This is a genomic window from Carnobacteriaceae bacterium zg-C25 (genome assembly GCA_017945845.1).
GTDB lineage: Bacteria > Bacillota > Bacilli > Lactobacillales > Aerococcaceae > WM01.
This window is the reverse complement of the sequence record CP072828.1, coordinates 1313287-1328687: the sequence shown is the minus strand read 5'-3', so window position 1 is coordinate 1328687 and position 15401 is coordinate 1313287. Positions and strand designations below refer to the sequence as shown.

12 protein-coding genes are annotated in these 15401 nt (G+C 37.5%); 7 read left to right on the top strand and 5 right to left on the bottom strand.

Annotated features, from left to right (window positions below):
* Window positions 1–13: 13 nt before the first annotated feature.
* The 4 genes from J7S27_06275 to J7S27_06260 form a co-directional block, all read right to left on the bottom strand.
* The gene (locus tag J7S27_06275) at window positions 14–1123 is read right to left on the bottom strand and encodes a site-specific integrase (GenBank protein ID QTU82874.1); all 1110 of its coding nucleotides are present in this window, start codon (window positions 1121–1123) and stop codon (window positions 14–16) included.
* Between the two features lie 262 nt (window positions 1124–1385).
* Window positions 1386–2213 (bottom strand): KilA-N domain-containing protein, encoded by an 828-nt coding sequence (locus J7S27_06270; protein ID QTU82873.1) that lies wholly within the window; start codon window positions 2211–2213, stop codon window positions 1386–1388.
* Between the two features lie 10 nt (window positions 2214–2223).
* The gene (locus J7S27_06265) at window positions 2224–2988 is read right to left on the bottom strand and encodes a LexA family transcriptional regulator (protein QTU82872.1); all 765 of its coding nucleotides are present in this window, start codon (window positions 2986–2988) and stop codon (window positions 2224–2226) included.
* Between the two features lie 372 nt (window positions 2989–3360).
* Window positions 3361–3531: a hypothetical protein gene (locus J7S27_06260; protein QTU82871.1), complete on the bottom strand. Its 171-nt coding sequence runs from the start codon at window positions 3529–3531 to the stop codon at window positions 3361–3363.
* Between the two features lie 445 nt (window positions 3532–3976).
* On the opposite strand from J7S27_06260, the gene J7S27_06255 reads away from it, so the two are divergent.
* The 4 genes from J7S27_06255 to uvrA all read left to right on the top strand — a co-directional run bounded on the left by J7S27_06255 (window position 3977) and on the right by uvrA (window position 11836).
* Window positions 3977–4615 (top strand): redox-sensing transcriptional repressor Rex, encoded by a 639-nt coding sequence (locus J7S27_06255; protein ID QTU82870.1) that lies wholly within the window; start codon window positions 3977–3979, stop codon window positions 4613–4615.
* A gap of 266 nt (window positions 4616–4881) precedes the next feature.
* A complete protein-coding gene (gene metG / locus J7S27_06250) occupies window positions 4882–6891 on the top strand; it encodes a methionine--tRNA ligase (GenBank protein QTU82869.1) in 2010 nt (669 codons plus the stop codon).
* Window positions 6892–7056: 165 nt separating this feature from the next.
* Window positions 7057–8943, top strand: coding sequence for an ABC-F family ATP-binding cassette domain-containing protein (locus tag J7S27_06245; GenBank protein ID QTU82868.1), 1887 nt, complete (start codon window positions 7057–7059; stop codon window positions 8941–8943).
* A gap of 85 nt (window positions 8944–9028) precedes the next feature.
* Window positions 9029–11836 carry an excinuclease ABC subunit UvrA gene (gene uvrA, locus J7S27_06240; GenBank protein ID QTU82867.1) on the top strand — a complete coding sequence of 936 codons (2808 nt, stop codon included), beginning with the start codon at window positions 9029–9031 and terminating at the stop codon, window positions 11834–11836.
* 136 nt (window positions 11837–11972) lie between these two features.
* Here the strand turns inward: uvrA and J7S27_06235 are convergent, their stop codons facing one another.
* Entirely contained in the window at window positions 11973–13247 is a 1275-nt protein-coding gene (locus J7S27_06235; protein QTU82866.1) for a hydroxymethylglutaryl-CoA reductase, degradative, read from the bottom strand.
* Between the two features lie 95 nt (window positions 13248–13342).
* Here J7S27_06235 and secG point away from each other — a divergent pair, with 95 nt between their 5' ends.
* The 3 genes from secG (at window position 13343) to J7S27_06220 (ending at window position 15399) form a co-directional block, all read left to right on the top strand.
* Complete coding sequence (secG, locus tag J7S27_06230) at window positions 13343–13582, top strand: preprotein translocase subunit SecG (GenBank protein ID QTU82865.1); 240 nt, start codon at window positions 13343–13345, stop codon at window positions 13580–13582.
* A gap of 118 nt (window positions 13583–13700) precedes the next feature.
* Complete coding sequence (gene prmA, locus J7S27_06225; protein ID QTU82864.1) at window positions 13701–14654, top strand: 50S ribosomal protein L11 methyltransferase; 954 nt, start codon at window positions 13701–13703, stop codon at window positions 14652–14654.
* 1 nt (window position 14655) lies between these two features.
* Window positions 14656–15399, top strand: coding sequence for a 16S rRNA (uracil(1498)-N(3))-methyltransferase (locus J7S27_06220; GenBank protein QTU82863.1), 744 nt, complete (start codon window positions 14656–14658; stop codon window positions 15397–15399).
* The last annotated feature ends 2 nt before the right edge of the window (window positions 15400–15401 follow it).

The window sequence follows — 15401 nt, the reverse complement described above, 5'->3', positions numbered from 1 at the left end:
GTAAAAAACGGTATCAAAGGATACCGTCAACTATCTTATTATCTTCTTGTTCTTCTAACTCTGCTAAAATATGCAAATAGACATTTTGCGTTGTAGAAACAGTCGCATGCCCTAATCTTTTTGAAATGTACAAAATAGAAAAGCCTTTTAAAAGTAAAATAGAGCCATGTGTGTGACGTAAAGAGTGAAGTGTAATACTTTTGATACCACAACGAACACAAGCTTTTCTAAGTGTTTTATTTACAGCATTATTTGTTATTATTTCTTTATCTTGATTCATCATAATCAAACCGTTAGAAGTGTATATGTCTTCTGCCTGTTGCCATTCTTTTATTTTTCGTAAAAAAGAAATTAACTCGTTTGATAATTTAATAAATCGAATATTGTTTGTTTTTGTAGATTTGAATGTATTGGAATGTAAATAATCCCACGATCTATCAATTTTATATTGCTGTTTTTCCCAATCTAATCTATCCCAAGTCATTGCTAAAATTTCACCAAACCGCATCCCCGTTTCTAATGCGATGATACATATATTTCGGCTTGTAAGCTGTTGATGATACCGTTCATCTAATAAAGCACTTTTCAATTTTTTCGCTTCAGTAAGACTAATAAATTTGTTATCAATTGATTTTTCTCTAGTAGAGTTTCCTTTTAAAACAATCTTAGTAGCAGGATTGAATGGTAGTATTTGTTCTTCAACGGCGTGTGCTAAACACCCTTTAAAGTGATTATGATATTTTTTGACTGTGGCTTTCGCGAACGTTGTAGCCATTTCATTTAAAGCAGATTGATAAACGTTTCGTGTAACGTCAGAAAGAAGAGTGTTCCCAAAAAGTTCATTTGCTTTTTTTACGGTAGTTATATAAAAGTCATCTGCACGATTCCCATGCGATCCCATTTTAAATAAATTTATATATTTACTGTAGTATTCATAGAACGTTATTTCCTTAGGATTAACGTTAGCGCCTTGTTTATAATTTAATTCCACTTTTTTGGCTTCAAAGTCAGCTTCTTTTTTTGTTAAAAACCCACCTGCACTTTTATCAAACACAATTTCTTTATTTTTGATAAATCGAACACGATAGTGCCAAGTTTTTCCACGTTTATAAACTCTAGCCATTGTCTTTACCACCTTTCTGTATTTATGGTAAAATAGACAACATAAAGAAGCCTATTTTATAAGGTTTTTTTTGAAAGCATCCACACTCGCAGGTCGCCAAACTAGAGAGTGTGGATATTTTTATTTTATTACGAAATGATATTTTCGGATAATTTCATTTGCCTCCAATAACGCAAAAATGCCAAGGAAGTTAATCCTTAGCATTTTTGGTTGGCTGAACTTCAGCCCTTCTTTAAGATTACATTCCGTCATAGTCGATAAATTACTTAAGTTGTTTTAGTTGTTGTAATGCCTTTTGATTATTTTTTTGTAAGATTGATAATTGTTCTAATGCAATTTTATTTAAACTTTCTAATCTTTTAGATGAAGGAATATTATTTTTAATCATTTCAGCATTTAAAGTTTGTAGATTATTCATAATCAGTAATTGTTCAATTGTTGAATTATCTCGTAGATTACCTTTTTTATCAGGATACGTTTCTTTAAATTCTTTTGCGGTCATACCGTATAAGGCGACATTTAATAAATCGGCTTCGTTAGCATACGTAAAACGAATTTGTTGCTTTGTTAATTTTGGTGTAATTAAACGTTCTTTGATAGCATCGGTATGAATACTGTAATTTAATTTTGAAATATATCGATTAACTTGCCAATCAATTTGGTTTTTATAAGCTTCTTCTTGTTTTAAACGTTGATAATCTTGGATGATATATAGCTTAAATTCTGGAGAAATCCAAGAAGCAAATTCAAAAGCAATGTCACTATGTGCATATGTTCCGCCATATCTTCCTGAAGATGATTTTATCCCTACAGCACCGGTATTTTCAATCCATTTTTTAGGTGTCATAATAAAGCTATTTAATCCTGCTTGACTTCTAAACCCGTCGAATTCGACCAGTTTAAAATTAGGATTATTCATTTTTTCCCATGTACCTAAAAATTCTAATGTGTTCCTGTTGCGCAACCAATTTTTTATAATGTCGGCTGGATTGTCCGTATTTTTATATTTAGCAATATCGGTTAAACTGATATAATCACTATCTTTATTTAATATTGATATTTCATTTCCGTTCGCAACTATTTTAACCATATATTCCTCCCTACATCACCACAACCCCGATAAGTTGAATATCATCAAACTCTTGCACAATCAAATCATCATACTTTTTATTTAATGACACTAATCTCAAACCATCCACGTCACGATAAAATTTTTTCAAGAAACCTTGTCCATTTAAAATAAATACGCCAATTTGTCCGTGATTGATTTCATGTGACTTTTTAATAAAGATAATTTCATCATCTCTAAATATCGGCTCCATACTATCTCCATGAACACGTAACGCAATATCGTGATTTGGTACTGGTTTTGGATACGGTATTTCTTCAACAACTTCATCATATAAATCTAATCCCTTACCAGCGCTTGCTGCACCGTATAATTGAACAGTTACATATTCTTCTTCGTCTTCTTTTAAATCAGGGAAATCAATGATGTTATTTTGCTCGTCTAGTTGCGTGTTAGCGTAATTTAATACGTTGTGTTGTCGTTGTGATTCTAATTGAACAGAAGTCTCCACGATTGATTGTACGGTTGATGAGAGAGTAGGGGAAGTGTTATCGATTGGAGACACTAATTCATTATCTCCCAATAAATTAAATAATTTTTCAAAAGAAATTCCCATAGCATTAGCTACATTTTTAATCATTGGTATAGATGGAATAATAGGTTTTCCATTTCTAGGGTCTTTATTTTTTTCAAGAACAGAAACATAAGCTTTGCTTATCCCTGCTTTATTAGCAAATTGTTCCATAGATAATTTATTTTTATCTCTAAATTCTTTTATTATTACTCCTAAATGCATAATTACACACCACCTTGTCTAACATTTTGAACAAATTATAAAAAAACTTTTTAAAAAAATCAACTTTTTTTGTCTAACGCGTTAGACTATACATGTAAGGTTGATTAAGACCTTAACAAAAACGAAAGGAGTAATAATATGGTAGAGATACTAAAAAACCTAGTAGATGAGAACGTACTGGCAACAATACTCATACTACTAGGATTCATAAGAGAAGCAAGATTGCTTCTAAAAATAATTTTAAACTATGGGTTGCGAAAAAACAAGAAATTATATTGTGGAGAACCACAAATTACAATAGTCATTTAGCATTTCATTCTATAAATTACTTGATGATTTTATGTATTAAATAAGCATTGATGCTTTTTAACTTTAATCATCTTTTTGTATTTTGTATAGTATGAAATCTGGTATAGTCATGTTATTTTTTTTGGCTAGTTCCTTGATTGTCTTAATTTCTTCATCTGTAAATCTAGCGCCTAACATTTTAGTGCGTTGTCTACCGGTTGCAGGTCTGCCGCGTGGTCTTTTAGGATTTTCCATCTTGTTAACTCCCCTTTTAAATTATGTATACAAAAAGGTCAGATATTCCTTTTAATTAAAGCGCCAAAACCAATCAAAGGAGAATTATCATGACCTATGCACCTAGTATACATCAATTGTTGTTGATTGTATAACACTTTGTAAATCATTTATTTAAAAACAAGAAAACCGATAATAAAGGGTCTTCCGTGTTATCGGTTGATAAAGTTGTTTAATTTTAGATTACCAAAATCATTTGATATATCATCATAGTATCCGTTTTCCAATGACAATTGTTTTAAAAAAAAGTATATTGTGATATACTAAACTAAGTTTGAAAGTTGGTCGCTTTTATAGGGACTGACTAAAAGCGCATTATTGATGAAACGTGACGATGTGAACGTCTGGAAAGATTTTGACGTTTCTGTTTTAGTCCGTCGTTAAACTAGTTAAAGGAGGCTTAGTTATGCCATACACGCAAATTCCAAAAGCAACCGCAAAACGTCTGCCGTTGTATCACCGTTATTTACGCTTATTATTTGATGCGGGGATTTTACGTACATCATCAGCCGAATTAAGTGAAGCGGTGAAAATTGATAGTGCAACCATTCGTCGTGATTTTTCATATTTTGGAGAACTCGGTAAACGTGGTTACGGATATGATGTTGAGGCGCTACTAGCATTTTTTAATAAAACATTGAATCAAGACCGTCTCACGAACGTTGCGTTAGTTGGGGTGGGTCATCTAGGCCAAGCGCTATTGAATTACCGTTTCCAACAAAGTAACAGTGTGCGCATTAGTGCTGCGTTTGATGTTGATCAAGCGATTGTGGGGACGAAGCAAAGTGGTGTTCCGGTATATCACATTGATGAACTATCAAAACAAATTAAAGCACAACAAATTGAAATTGCTATTTTGACAGTGCCAATTAGTGTGGCACAAGAAACGGCAGAGAAAATTGTAGAAGCGGGGGCGCGTGGGATTTTAAACTTTACGCCATTACGTTTAACGTTACCCAAAGGATTCCGCGTGCAAAATGTCGATTTAACTAATGAATTACAGACGTTAATTTATTTCTTAGATACGGATAAATCAGACAAATAATATTTTTGATATAGGATAAATCAGTTAATAATGTGACAGCGTTATTGATTGATTTATCCTTTTTGATTTGAAAGAACGCTTAAAGTTGAAAATAATGGGTATCTATTTGATGCAGATTGGTCAAAAGAGTGATGTATCCTATATCGTGCAACGGATAACTTAAAGGTATCAGGTTGAAAAAGCGGAATAAATCATATTCGTCCACCTAGTAAGCATTGCATAATTTTGATATAATGGTGCTATTAATCTGAAGGAGGCACTCATTCGTGGCGAAACAAACATTTTATATTACAAGTCCAATTTATTACCCAAGTGGCAAACTCCACATTGGAAACGCCTATTCAACGGTAGCGTGTGATGTCATGGCACGTTATAAACGTTTACGCGGGTATGATGTATTTTATTTAACAGGGACCGATGAACACGGACAAAAAATTGAACAAAAAGCACAAGAACTCGGTATGACACCTAAAAATTATGTCGATGAACAAGCCGAAAATATTAAAGCGCTATGGGAACTTTTAGAAGTTTCAAATGATAAGTTTATTCGTACAACAGATGATTATCATGAAAAAGCCGTACAAGATATTTTTGAACGCTTGTTAGAACAAGGGGATATTTACCTTGGCGAATACGAAGGGTGGTATTCTGTATCCGATGAAGAATTTTTTACCGAAACACAATTGTCAGAAGTGTTCAAAGATGCTTCAGGTAAAACCATTGGTGGTATTGCACCGACTGGAAATGAAGTAAAACTCGTTAAGGAAGAATCTTATTTCTTTAAAATGAGTAAATACGCCGATCGATTAGTTGACTATTATGAAAAGCATGTCGACTTTATTCATCCCGTATCGCGTAAAAATGAAATGATCAATAATTTTATTAAACCTGGTTTAGAAGATTTGGCGGTATCGCGTACAACGTTTACGTGGGGTGTGCCTGTAAAATCAAATCCAAAACATGTGGTGTACGTTTGGATTGATGCTTTGTCAAACTACATTACAGGATTAGGTTACGGTAGTGATGACACGTCGAATTTTGATAAGTTTTGGCCGGCTGATTTCCACGTTATCGGAAAAGATATTTCTCGATTCCATATGATTTATTGGCCAACCTTATTAATGGCTTTAGATTTACCACTACCTAAAAAGGTGTACGCACACGGCTGGATGCTCATGAAAAATGGTAAAATGTCGAAATCAAAAGGGAATGTGATTTATCCCGATATACTTGTTGAACGTTATGGTGTAGATGCGACACGCTACTACTTACTACGTGAAATGTCTAATGAAGGTGATTCTATTTTCACACCAGAAAAATTTGTGGAGCGCACAAATTATGACTTGGCAAACGATCTTGGAAACTTACTAAATCGTACGGTTGCCATGATCAATAAATATTGCGATGGCATTGTTCCGCAAATCGTATTGGACAGTAATGATTTTGATAAACAATTACGTGAGGTAGCGACAACTACCATTGCAGATTACACCACAAACATGGATCAAATGTATTTAGCGAATGCCTTACAAAGCATTTGGGTATTAGTATCTCGCGCGAATAAATATATCGATGAAACACAACCATGGATTTTAGCGAAAGACGAAGCACAAAAAGCACAGTTGGATAACGTTATGGCACATCTTGCAGAAGCGTTACGTCTTTCTGCGTTGTTGTTACGTCCATTTTTAACGCACGCACCAAATCGTATTTTTGAACAATTAGGGTTATCAGATGCCAATGCCGTACCGTTTGAAGACATTACTTTTGGTCAATTACCATCTGGTAGTCAAGTGATTGCGAAAGGGGAACCTATTTTCCCACGTTTAGATATGCAAGAAGAAATTGAATACATTCAAAATCAAATGGGTGGTCAACCACAAGAAGTGGGAGTTGTTGAAGAAGAATGGACGCCTGAAACGGTTGCGTTGACAAGTGAAAAAGATGCGATTGCGTATGATGATTTTGATAAAGTAGAATTAAAAGTTGCCGAAGTGATTGCCTGTGGCAAAGTTGAAGGTGCGGATAAATTGTTACAATTCCGTTTAGATGCTGGTGATGAAGGTGGTCATCGACAAATTTTATCGGGTATTGCTGAATTTTATCCAAATCCAGAACAATTTATCGGTAAAAAAGTGGTCATTGTAGCGAACTTAAAACCACGTAAACTACGTGGACTAGTATCTCAAGGCATGATTTTATCTGCTGAACACAACGGTCAATTACAAGTTGTATTTGCACCAGAAAGTGCAGTAAACGGCTCTATAATTGCATAGTAACATCACTCGAGAAAGCGACGGCTTTCTCGAGTTTTCGTATATTTAGTAGGTGATGAATATAAAAAGGCGATTAAACTGGACAAGTTCAACAGATGCGTGTGCTTTTTTGTCCTGTTAAAACGTGCTATAATCGAATGGACATTAATGAAAAGTGAGTAGAACATGAAAGATTTTAAAGTCATTGACTTAAAAAAAGTATATGGCATCAAAACATTGCTAGACGGTGTGTCATTTACCGTTCGAGAGGGCGAGCATATTGGGTTAATTGGACAGAATGGAACGGGGAAAAGTTCGCTAATGTCCATTTTAAGTGGTCAAGACAGTGCGGATAGTGGTGTGATTGAGTGTGCCAAAGATTATCGTGTTGGGTATTTGCAACAAGACCCGCAATTAAATGATGAGGATAGTGTGTTTGAAGCGGTCTATCATGGGTTTTCACCGCTATTACAAGTGGTGAAAGCTTATGAATTTGCGGTGGCTAATTTAGAAAAAGAGCCAAGTAATGCACAATACCAAAAAGCCTATACGCATGCTGAACAAGAAATGAATCGAACAAATGCGTGGCAATACGATGTTACGATTAAGACGATTTTAACAAAATTGGGCATTACCGATTTGCACAAACGTGTTGGTGAGTTGTCCGGTGGGCAAAAGAAACGTGTTGGCATGGCACAAGTGTTAATCGAATCGCCAGATTTATTGCTCTTGGATGAACCGACGAACCATTTGGACTATGACAGCATTGCTTGGTTAGAAACGTATTTAGCGAATTATAAAGGCGCTTTGATACTCGTTACACATGACCGTTACTTTTTAGAACGTGTTGTGAGTAAAATGTTTGAATTGACACGCGGTAAAATCGAAGTGTATGAAGGGAATTATCAAACGTATATTACGCAAAAAGCTGAACGTGCTGCGATTACGCAACGCATGAATGAAAAAATGGACAGACTGTATACAGCTGAATTGGCATGGATGCGTAAAGGTGCAAAAGCCCGAACAACGAAACAACAAGCCAGAATTGATCGGTTTAAGGCGATTGAAGAAACGGTTAAAAGCCGGGTGAAATCCGATGACATGGAATTGCAAGTTGAAGGATCGCGTCTAGGTAAGCGCGTCTTTGATTTTGAAAACGTGACATTAACGATTGATAACAAATGTGTCATTAAAGATTTTGAATATATTGTTCAAACGCACGATCGAATTGGTATTGTTGGTGCAAACGGTGTTGGAAAATCCACTTTATTAAACGCTATGGCGGGGGAACGACCGTTTGATAGCGGTGTGTTTCAAGTTGGTGAAACGGTTAAGTTGGCGTATTATAAGCAATTAAACGACGATTTACCAACGGATAAACGCGTTGTTGCTTATTTGCAAGAAGTGGCTGAAGAGGTTGAAGTCACCGACGGCAATCGCGTGAGTGTGACGGAGTTGCTGGAGCAGTTTTTATTCCCGCGTCATACACACGGCGCGTTAATTGGCACTTTGTCGGGTGGTGAAAAGCGCCGATTATATTTGTTGCAGTTGCTTCTACATAAACCAAATGTATTGTTGTTGGATGAACCGACCAATGATTTGGACATTGCAACATTACAAGTGCTAGAAGATTATATCGAGCATTTTACGGGTGCGGTGTTGGTCGTGTCGCATGATCGCTATTTTTTAGATAAAGTGGCTGAAAAATTAATTGTTTTAGATGGAACGGGTCAATACGAAACATTTATTGGTAACATGAGCGAGTATATCGAACGGGAAAAGTCGATTGAAAAAGAGCAAGAATCTAAAGAAAAGATGACACCATCACTGAATACGCCATCAACATCATCAAAAGTAAAAATGTCTTATCACGAGAAAAAAGAGTGGGAGACGATTGAGCAAGACATTGAAACGCTAGAGATGCAACAAGCAACGCTTCAAGAAGAAATGGTGGAAAATAGTAGTGATTTTGCGAAGTTACAACAATTACAAGCACAATTGAATGACGTTGAAGAGGCGATTATGCAAAAGATGGAACGTTGGGAGTATTTGTCTGAATTGGCGAGCAGATAACACCACATCAAAAAGCTGTTCAAAAAAATCGTGCAGCAGGGAGATGAAACGGCTATCGGTACAATAAGAAAGAATGGGAAAATAAATGAAAAATATAATTCGTGTCAATGGCGCACGTACACATAATTTAAAAGACATCACAGTGGATATTCCGCGCGATCAGTTGGTCGTGATTACGGGGTTATCGGGATCGGGCAAAAGTTCTTTAGCGTTTGATACGTTATATGCCGAAGGGCAACGTCGCTATGTGGAAAGTTTGTCGAGTTATGCGCGTCAATTTTTAGGGCAAATGGATAAACCGGATGTGGATAGCATTGATGGTTTAAGTCCGGCGGTGTCGATTGATCAAAAAACGACGAGTAAAAATCCACGTTCTACCGTTGGGACGGTAACGGAAATTCATGATTATTTGCGTTTGTTGTATGCGCGTGTTGGAAAGGCGTATTGTCCAAATGATGGGACGCTAATCGAAAGTCAATCCGTAGAGCAAATGGTCAATCAAGTGATGCAGTTGCCGGAGCGTACGAAATTGCAAATTTTAGCGCCGATGGTTCAAGGGAAAAAAGGGCAACATAAAAAAGTCTTTGAGCAGTTGAAAAAAGACGGCTACATTCGGGTTCGTGTCAATGGCGAAATAGTCGACGTCAATCAAGAAATTGAATTGGATAAAAATAAAAAGCATACGATTGAATTGGTCGTGGACCGTATTGTTGTGCGTGAGGAAAGTCGTTCGCGTTTATTTGAATCGATTGAAGCGGCGTTACGCATGGCAAGCGGTTTCGTTTTAATTGATGTGATTGATGGCGAGCCGATGTTGTTTAGTGAGCACCATTCCTGTCAACACTGTGGCTTTACCGTAGGTCAACTAGAGCCTCGTTTGTTCTCGTTTAACGCACCATTTGGAGCGTGTCCTGCATGTGAAGGTTTAGGGAGTTCGTTAACGGTGGACAGTGAGTTAGTCATTCCTGATGATACGTTGACACTACAAGAAGGTGCGCTAGCGGTATGGCAAAATAGTCATTACTACATGGCGTATTTAAAGCAAGCGTGCGAACACTTTAACATTCCAATGGACGTGCCGTTTAAAAAATTAACAAAAGCGCAAAAAGGGTTAGTATTACACGGGTCAGGGATAAAAACTTTCCATTTCCACCATCATGGTGATTTCGGGTTGCGTGATGTGGATACGGTATTTGAAGGCGTTCTAACCAATGTCAACCGTCGTTATCACGATACATCGAGTGATTTCATTCGCGATTCGCTACGTGAGTATATGACGGAATTAACGTGTTCGGTATGTGGTGGACAGCGGTTAAACGAAAAAGCGCTTTGCGTAAAAGTAGCGGATAAATCGATTGCTGAAGTCTCTAATTTATCCATTGCAGATAGCCTAAATTGGTTTTCAAATGTTCAATTTTCAAGTAGTGATGAAGTGGTAGCCAAACCCATTTTAAAAGAAATTGGCGACCGTTTAACGTTTTTGAAAAATGTAGGGTTAACGTATTTAACGCTTAGTCGTACGGCGGGAACACTCTCAGGTGGCGAAGCGCAACGCATTCGCTTGGCAACACAAATTGGCTCTAATTTATCCGGTGTGTTGTATGTGTTAGATGAACCAAGTATTGGCTTGCATCAACGCGATAACGACCGTTTAATTGAGTCGTTGAAAAAAATGCGTGATTTAGGAAATACGTTAGTTGTTGTCGAACACGATGAAGATACCATGTTGCAGGCAGATTATTTAATTGATATGGGTCCTGGAGCAGGTGAACATGGCGGTCAAATTATGGCGTACGGGACACCACAAGAAGTTGTTAATAATCCAAATTCATTGACGGGACAATATTTAAAAGGAACGAAAAAAATAGACGTTCCAAAAGAAAGACGCGTCTGTGATAAAGGGTGCATTCATGTTGCGGGTGCTAGTGAAAACAATTTAAAACATGTCGATGTTGATTTTCCGATTGGTGTGTTTACCGCGGTAACAGGGGTATCTGGATCGGGAAAAAGTTCATTAGTCAATAGCATTTTAAAACGTGTCTTATTAAAAGAATTGAATGGCGCAAAAATAAAAGCAGGTCTACACGATACGATCAGCGGGTATGAAAAATTAGATAAAGTTATTGATATTGATCAATCTCCAATTGGACGTACGCCACGAAGCAATCCGGCAACGTATACGAGTGTGTTTGATGATATTCGTGATGTATTTGCTTCAACCAATGAAGCGAAAGTGCGTGGGTATCAAAAAGGACGCTTTAGTTTCAACGTTAAAGGCGGACGGTGTGAAACCTGTAAAGGTGACGGTATTTTAAAAATCGAAATGCACTTTTTAGCAGATGTTTACGTACCTTGTGAAATGTGTCATGGTAAACGATACAATTCAGAAACGCTTGAAGTGAAATATAAAGGTAAAACCATTGCCGATGTATTGGATATGACAATTGAAGAAGCGTTGGACTTCTTTAGTGCGATTCCAAAAATCAAACGCAAACTACAAACGATAATGGACGTCGGATTGGGATATGTTCGATTAGGGCAATCCGCTTTAACGCTTTCTGGCGGAGAGGCACAACGTATGAAACTAGCGAGTGAATTGCAACGTGTGTCCACTGGAAAAACTGTCTATATATTAGATGAGCCAACAACAGGGTTGCACGTTGATGATATTAAACGACTACTAACCGTTTTAAACCGATTAGTTGATGCGGGCAATACCGTTATCGTTATCGAACATAATTTAGAAGTGATCAAAACAGCAGATTACATTATTGATATGGGTCCAGAAGGTGGAGAAGGTGGAGGAAATGTATTGGCTACCGGAACGCCAGAAGAAATTGCTAAAGTAAAAGAGAGTTTTACAGGACAATATTTAAAGAAAATATTGAAATAAGCTGGGGTTCGGTCAAGTCCGATTGATGCTTCATGATATAAGGGGTGACGGTAAAATCGTTAATCCTAAACGACACATTCAATAACAAAATACTGGTGTCAATAATAGTAAAAAATAGCCGAGGGATTTCCTACGGCTATTTTTGATGGCGTAAAGTTTGTAAAAGTTTTTGCGCCGTTTCTTGATTGGCTGTTTTTTCTTGTTTTAATAATTCAGCTAATGTGATGGCTTCTTGTGCAGTTGCGCCGACACTTAACGCAAGTGATTTGAGTTGTAATGCCATATGTCCTTTTTGAATGCCTGTACTCACTAATGCGCGTAAAGCGGCTAAATTTTGAGCCAATCCCACACTAGCCATTAAAGATGCAAGTGTTTTGGCATCTTTTGCTTGTGAAATGACTTGAGCGATTTGTGCGCTTGGGTGAACGCTAATCGATCCACCGACGAATCCAATCGGTAACGGCACTTCAATCGTTCCTTTTAACAAGTGGTTTTCCGTCATTTCCCAACGTGTTATCGGTTGGTATTGTCCAGAATGTGTGGCATAGGCATGAACGCTGGCTTCGATCGCACGCGTGTCATTTCCTGTGGCTAAAACGACCGCCGAAATGCCGTTCATCACGCCTTTGTTGTGCGTGGTTGCACGATACACGTCTGCACTTGCCAACTGATACGCTAATACAATCCGTTCCGCAAGTTCTTTGTTTGTAAGGGTGTTGTCTGGAGCCATTAAATGAGTTGGGTCAACGGTACACGATACACGCACCAAACTATCCGTTGCATAATTGGATAAAATAGACAGTAGTGTCTTTTGTCCAATCAATTCACTAATATCACCAGCGATGGCTTCAAGCATTGTATTGAGTAAATTTGCGCCCATCGCTTCTTGTGTATCCACATGTAAGTAAACAATTAAAAAATGTGTTGAGTCGTCTTGGCTTATTTTATGTTCTACGCTCAAATTTCTAGCCCCGCCACCACGTTTCACAATAGATGGATAAGCGTTATTTGCTTTTTCTATCAAATCCTCTTTTTTGTCTAAAATCAGTTGTGCTAATTGTGTATCGTTTTCGTTTGTCACAAAGACGATTTGCCCAATCATACCGCGTGAATTTTGCTCAATCGTAAAGCCACCGCTTTTACCAATGATTTTCGCGCCAAACGTTGCTGCAGCAATAACGCTCGGTTCTTCCGTTGCCATTGGTGCGTGGTAAGTTTGTCCATCAATAACAAAGTCGGGAGCAATTCCCATTGGAACGCCATACAATCCGATGCAGTTTTCAATGATCGTATCAGCAATATCTAATGAGAGTGTTTGATGATTGGCTAAAGTATCCATATTGCCTAGAGATGACAACACCTCAAGACGTTCCTGTAATGTTTTTTTATAAAATTTTGTAAAATCCGCCATTTTTGTCTCCTTCATGACAAGAGTATAGCATATTTTATAGCCATTGGCGTATTTGTGTGATAGAATAATGACGAATAACGAAATGGAGTGAAAGTATGTATAAAATTTTATTAGGTTTATTAGCCGTGTTATGTGTTGTGATTATTATTGCGATAGTGATGCAACCAACTAAATCAAATGCCGCTAGTGCGCTAACAGGTGGTTCTGAAGATTTATTTGCACGTCGTAAATCACGTGGGTTTGAAGCGTTTATGCAACGCGCAACAATGATTTTGTTAGTGGTGTTTTTTGCACTAGCATTAGCGTTGATGTACTTAACATATAAAGGATTATAATAAAAAGCCACCAAAACATGATTTTGGTGGCTTTTTTGATATGTTAAAGACAATGCTTTTCCCCTATAAATTTGTTATACTATAAAAAATGGTAATCGGTAAATAAAGGAGTAATGCGATGAATTGGTTTGAAATGAAAGTGAGTACAACCACACAAGCCGTTGAAATGGTTTCAAGCATTTTAATTGAAGCGGGGTCTTCTGGTGTGGCAATTGTTGATCCAAGTGATTACGACACATTAAATGATGGATTTGGTCAATTAAAGCCCGAAAAATCAGAATTGTATGAGAGTGATGAAGTGTTTGTATCGGGTTACTTTCCCGACACAAAAAATATGGTAGAAATTAAATTGTACATTGAACAAAAATTAGAGATGGCGAAGCAATTTGATTTAGACCTAGGGCGTAACGAGTTAATGCTTGATCAAGTTCGCGAAGAAGATTGGGCAAATGCGTGGAAAACGTACTATAAACCGGTTCGTATTTCTCGATTTTTAACCATTAAACCAAGTTGGGAAGACTATACACCACAAAATAGTGAATGGATTATCGAATTAGATCCGGGAATGGCGTTTGGAACGGGGACGCACCCGACAACAAGACTTTCTCTTGAAGCGTTAGAACAAACATTGCGTGGTGGCGAGTTTGTGATTGATGTCGGCACGGGGTCGGGTGTGTTAAGTATTGCCGCTAAAGCACTTGGCGCAGGGGTTGTGCATGCGTACGATTTAGATGAAAAAGCAACAAGCATCGCACGTGAAAACATTGCCCTAAATGATTACGCTAAAGATGTTGTCGTTGGTGAAAATGACTTGTTAAAAGGCATTGATACACAAGCGGATGTCATTGTGGCTAATATTTTAGCTGAAATTTTAATGCATTTAGTTGAAGATGCGTGGCGTAATTTAAAAGAAGGGGGTACATTGATTTTAGCTGGTATCATTCAAAGTAAACGAGATGAACTAGTTGACGCATTGGTGGCGCAAGGGTTTGATATTGCTCAAGAAAATCGCATGAAAGATTGGGTATCATTAATTTGTAAAAAGCCGGTAGCTGATGCGGAAAAGGAGTAATATGCAACGTTATTTTTTAAAGAGTGCTGATAAAAATGCGCTAATTTTAGATGATGAACAGACACATCATGTTGTGCGTGTGATGCGCATGCGTGCAGGGCAACGCATTGAGGTTGTATTATCCAATCAACAAGCGGGTGTAGCCGAAATTACAGCAATTGAAGATACTGGTGTGACATTACAATGGGTGCTAGATGACACCACAACAAAAGAGCTTTTAGTAAATGTGACCATTGCGTGTGGATTGCCAAAAGGGGATAAGCTTGAGTGGATTGTGCAAAAAGCGACTGAATTAGGTGCCAGCGCTTTTCAACCGTTTGAAACGGCGTGGTCTGTTGTGAAGTGGGAAAACAAAAAGCAAAGTAAAAAAATTGAGCGTCTACAAAAAATTGCGCAAGAAGCTGCCGAACAAAGTCATCGTAATGTGGTGCCAACGGTACAACCGTTTTTGAGTAGTAAAGCCTTTTTACAAACGTTAAAAGAGTACGATGTTGTGATTGTGGCGTATGAGGAAACCGCAAAAGAAGGGCAATATGCAGCGTTTAAACAAGTGGTGCAGATGTTAAAGCCCGGTCAAAATGTGCTAGCGATTTTTGGTGCAGAAGGTGGTTTGTCTACTCAAGAAGTAGCTTCATTTGTTCAAGAAAATGCGGTTGTGTGTGGGTTAGGTCCACGAATTATGCGTGCTGAAACGGCACCGTTATATGTGTTAAGTGCATTATCGTATGCGTTGGAGTTAAATTAAAG

Bases quoted from the DNA above. Each gene is read 5' to 3' on its own strand.
- J7S27_06255 (QTU82870.1), top strand. From the start codon at position 3,977: ATGCCATACACGCAAATTCCAAAAGCAACCGCAAAACGTCTGCCGTTG.
- J7S27_06245 (QTU82868.1), top strand. From the start codon at position 7,057: ATGAAAGATTTTAAAGTCATTGACTTAAAAAAAGTATATGGCATCAAA.
- J7S27_06220 (QTU82863.1), top strand. From the start codon at position 14,656: ATGCAACGTTATTTTTTAAAGAGTGCTGATAAAAATGCGCTAATTTTA.
- J7S27_06275 (QTU82874.1), bottom strand. From the start codon at position 1,123: ATGGCTAGAGTTTATAAACGTGGAAAAACTTGGCACTATCGTGTTCGA.
- J7S27_06260 (QTU82871.1), bottom strand. From the start codon at position 3,531: ATGGAAAATCCTAAAAGACCACGCGGCAGACCTGCAACCGGTAGACAA.
- prmA (QTU82864.1), top strand. From the start codon at position 13,701: ATGAATTGGTTTGAAATGAAAGTGAGTACAACCACACAAGCCGTTGAA.
- secG (QTU82865.1), top strand. From the start codon at position 13,343: ATGTATAAAATTTTATTAGGTTTATTAGCCGTGTTATGTGTTGTGATT.
- uvrA (QTU82867.1), top strand. From the start codon at position 9,029: ATGAAAAATATAATTCGTGTCAATGGCGCACGTACACATAATTTAAAA.
- J7S27_06270 (QTU82873.1), bottom strand. From the start codon at position 2,213: ATGGTTAAAATAGTTGCGAACGGAAATGAAATATCAATATTAAATAAA.
- J7S27_06265 (QTU82872.1), bottom strand. From the start codon at position 2,988: ATGCATTTAGGAGTAATAATAAAAGAATTTAGAGATAAAAATAAATTA.
- J7S27_06235 (QTU82866.1), bottom strand. From the start codon at position 13,247: ATGGCGGATTTTACAAAATTTTATAAAAAAACATTACAGGAACGTCTT.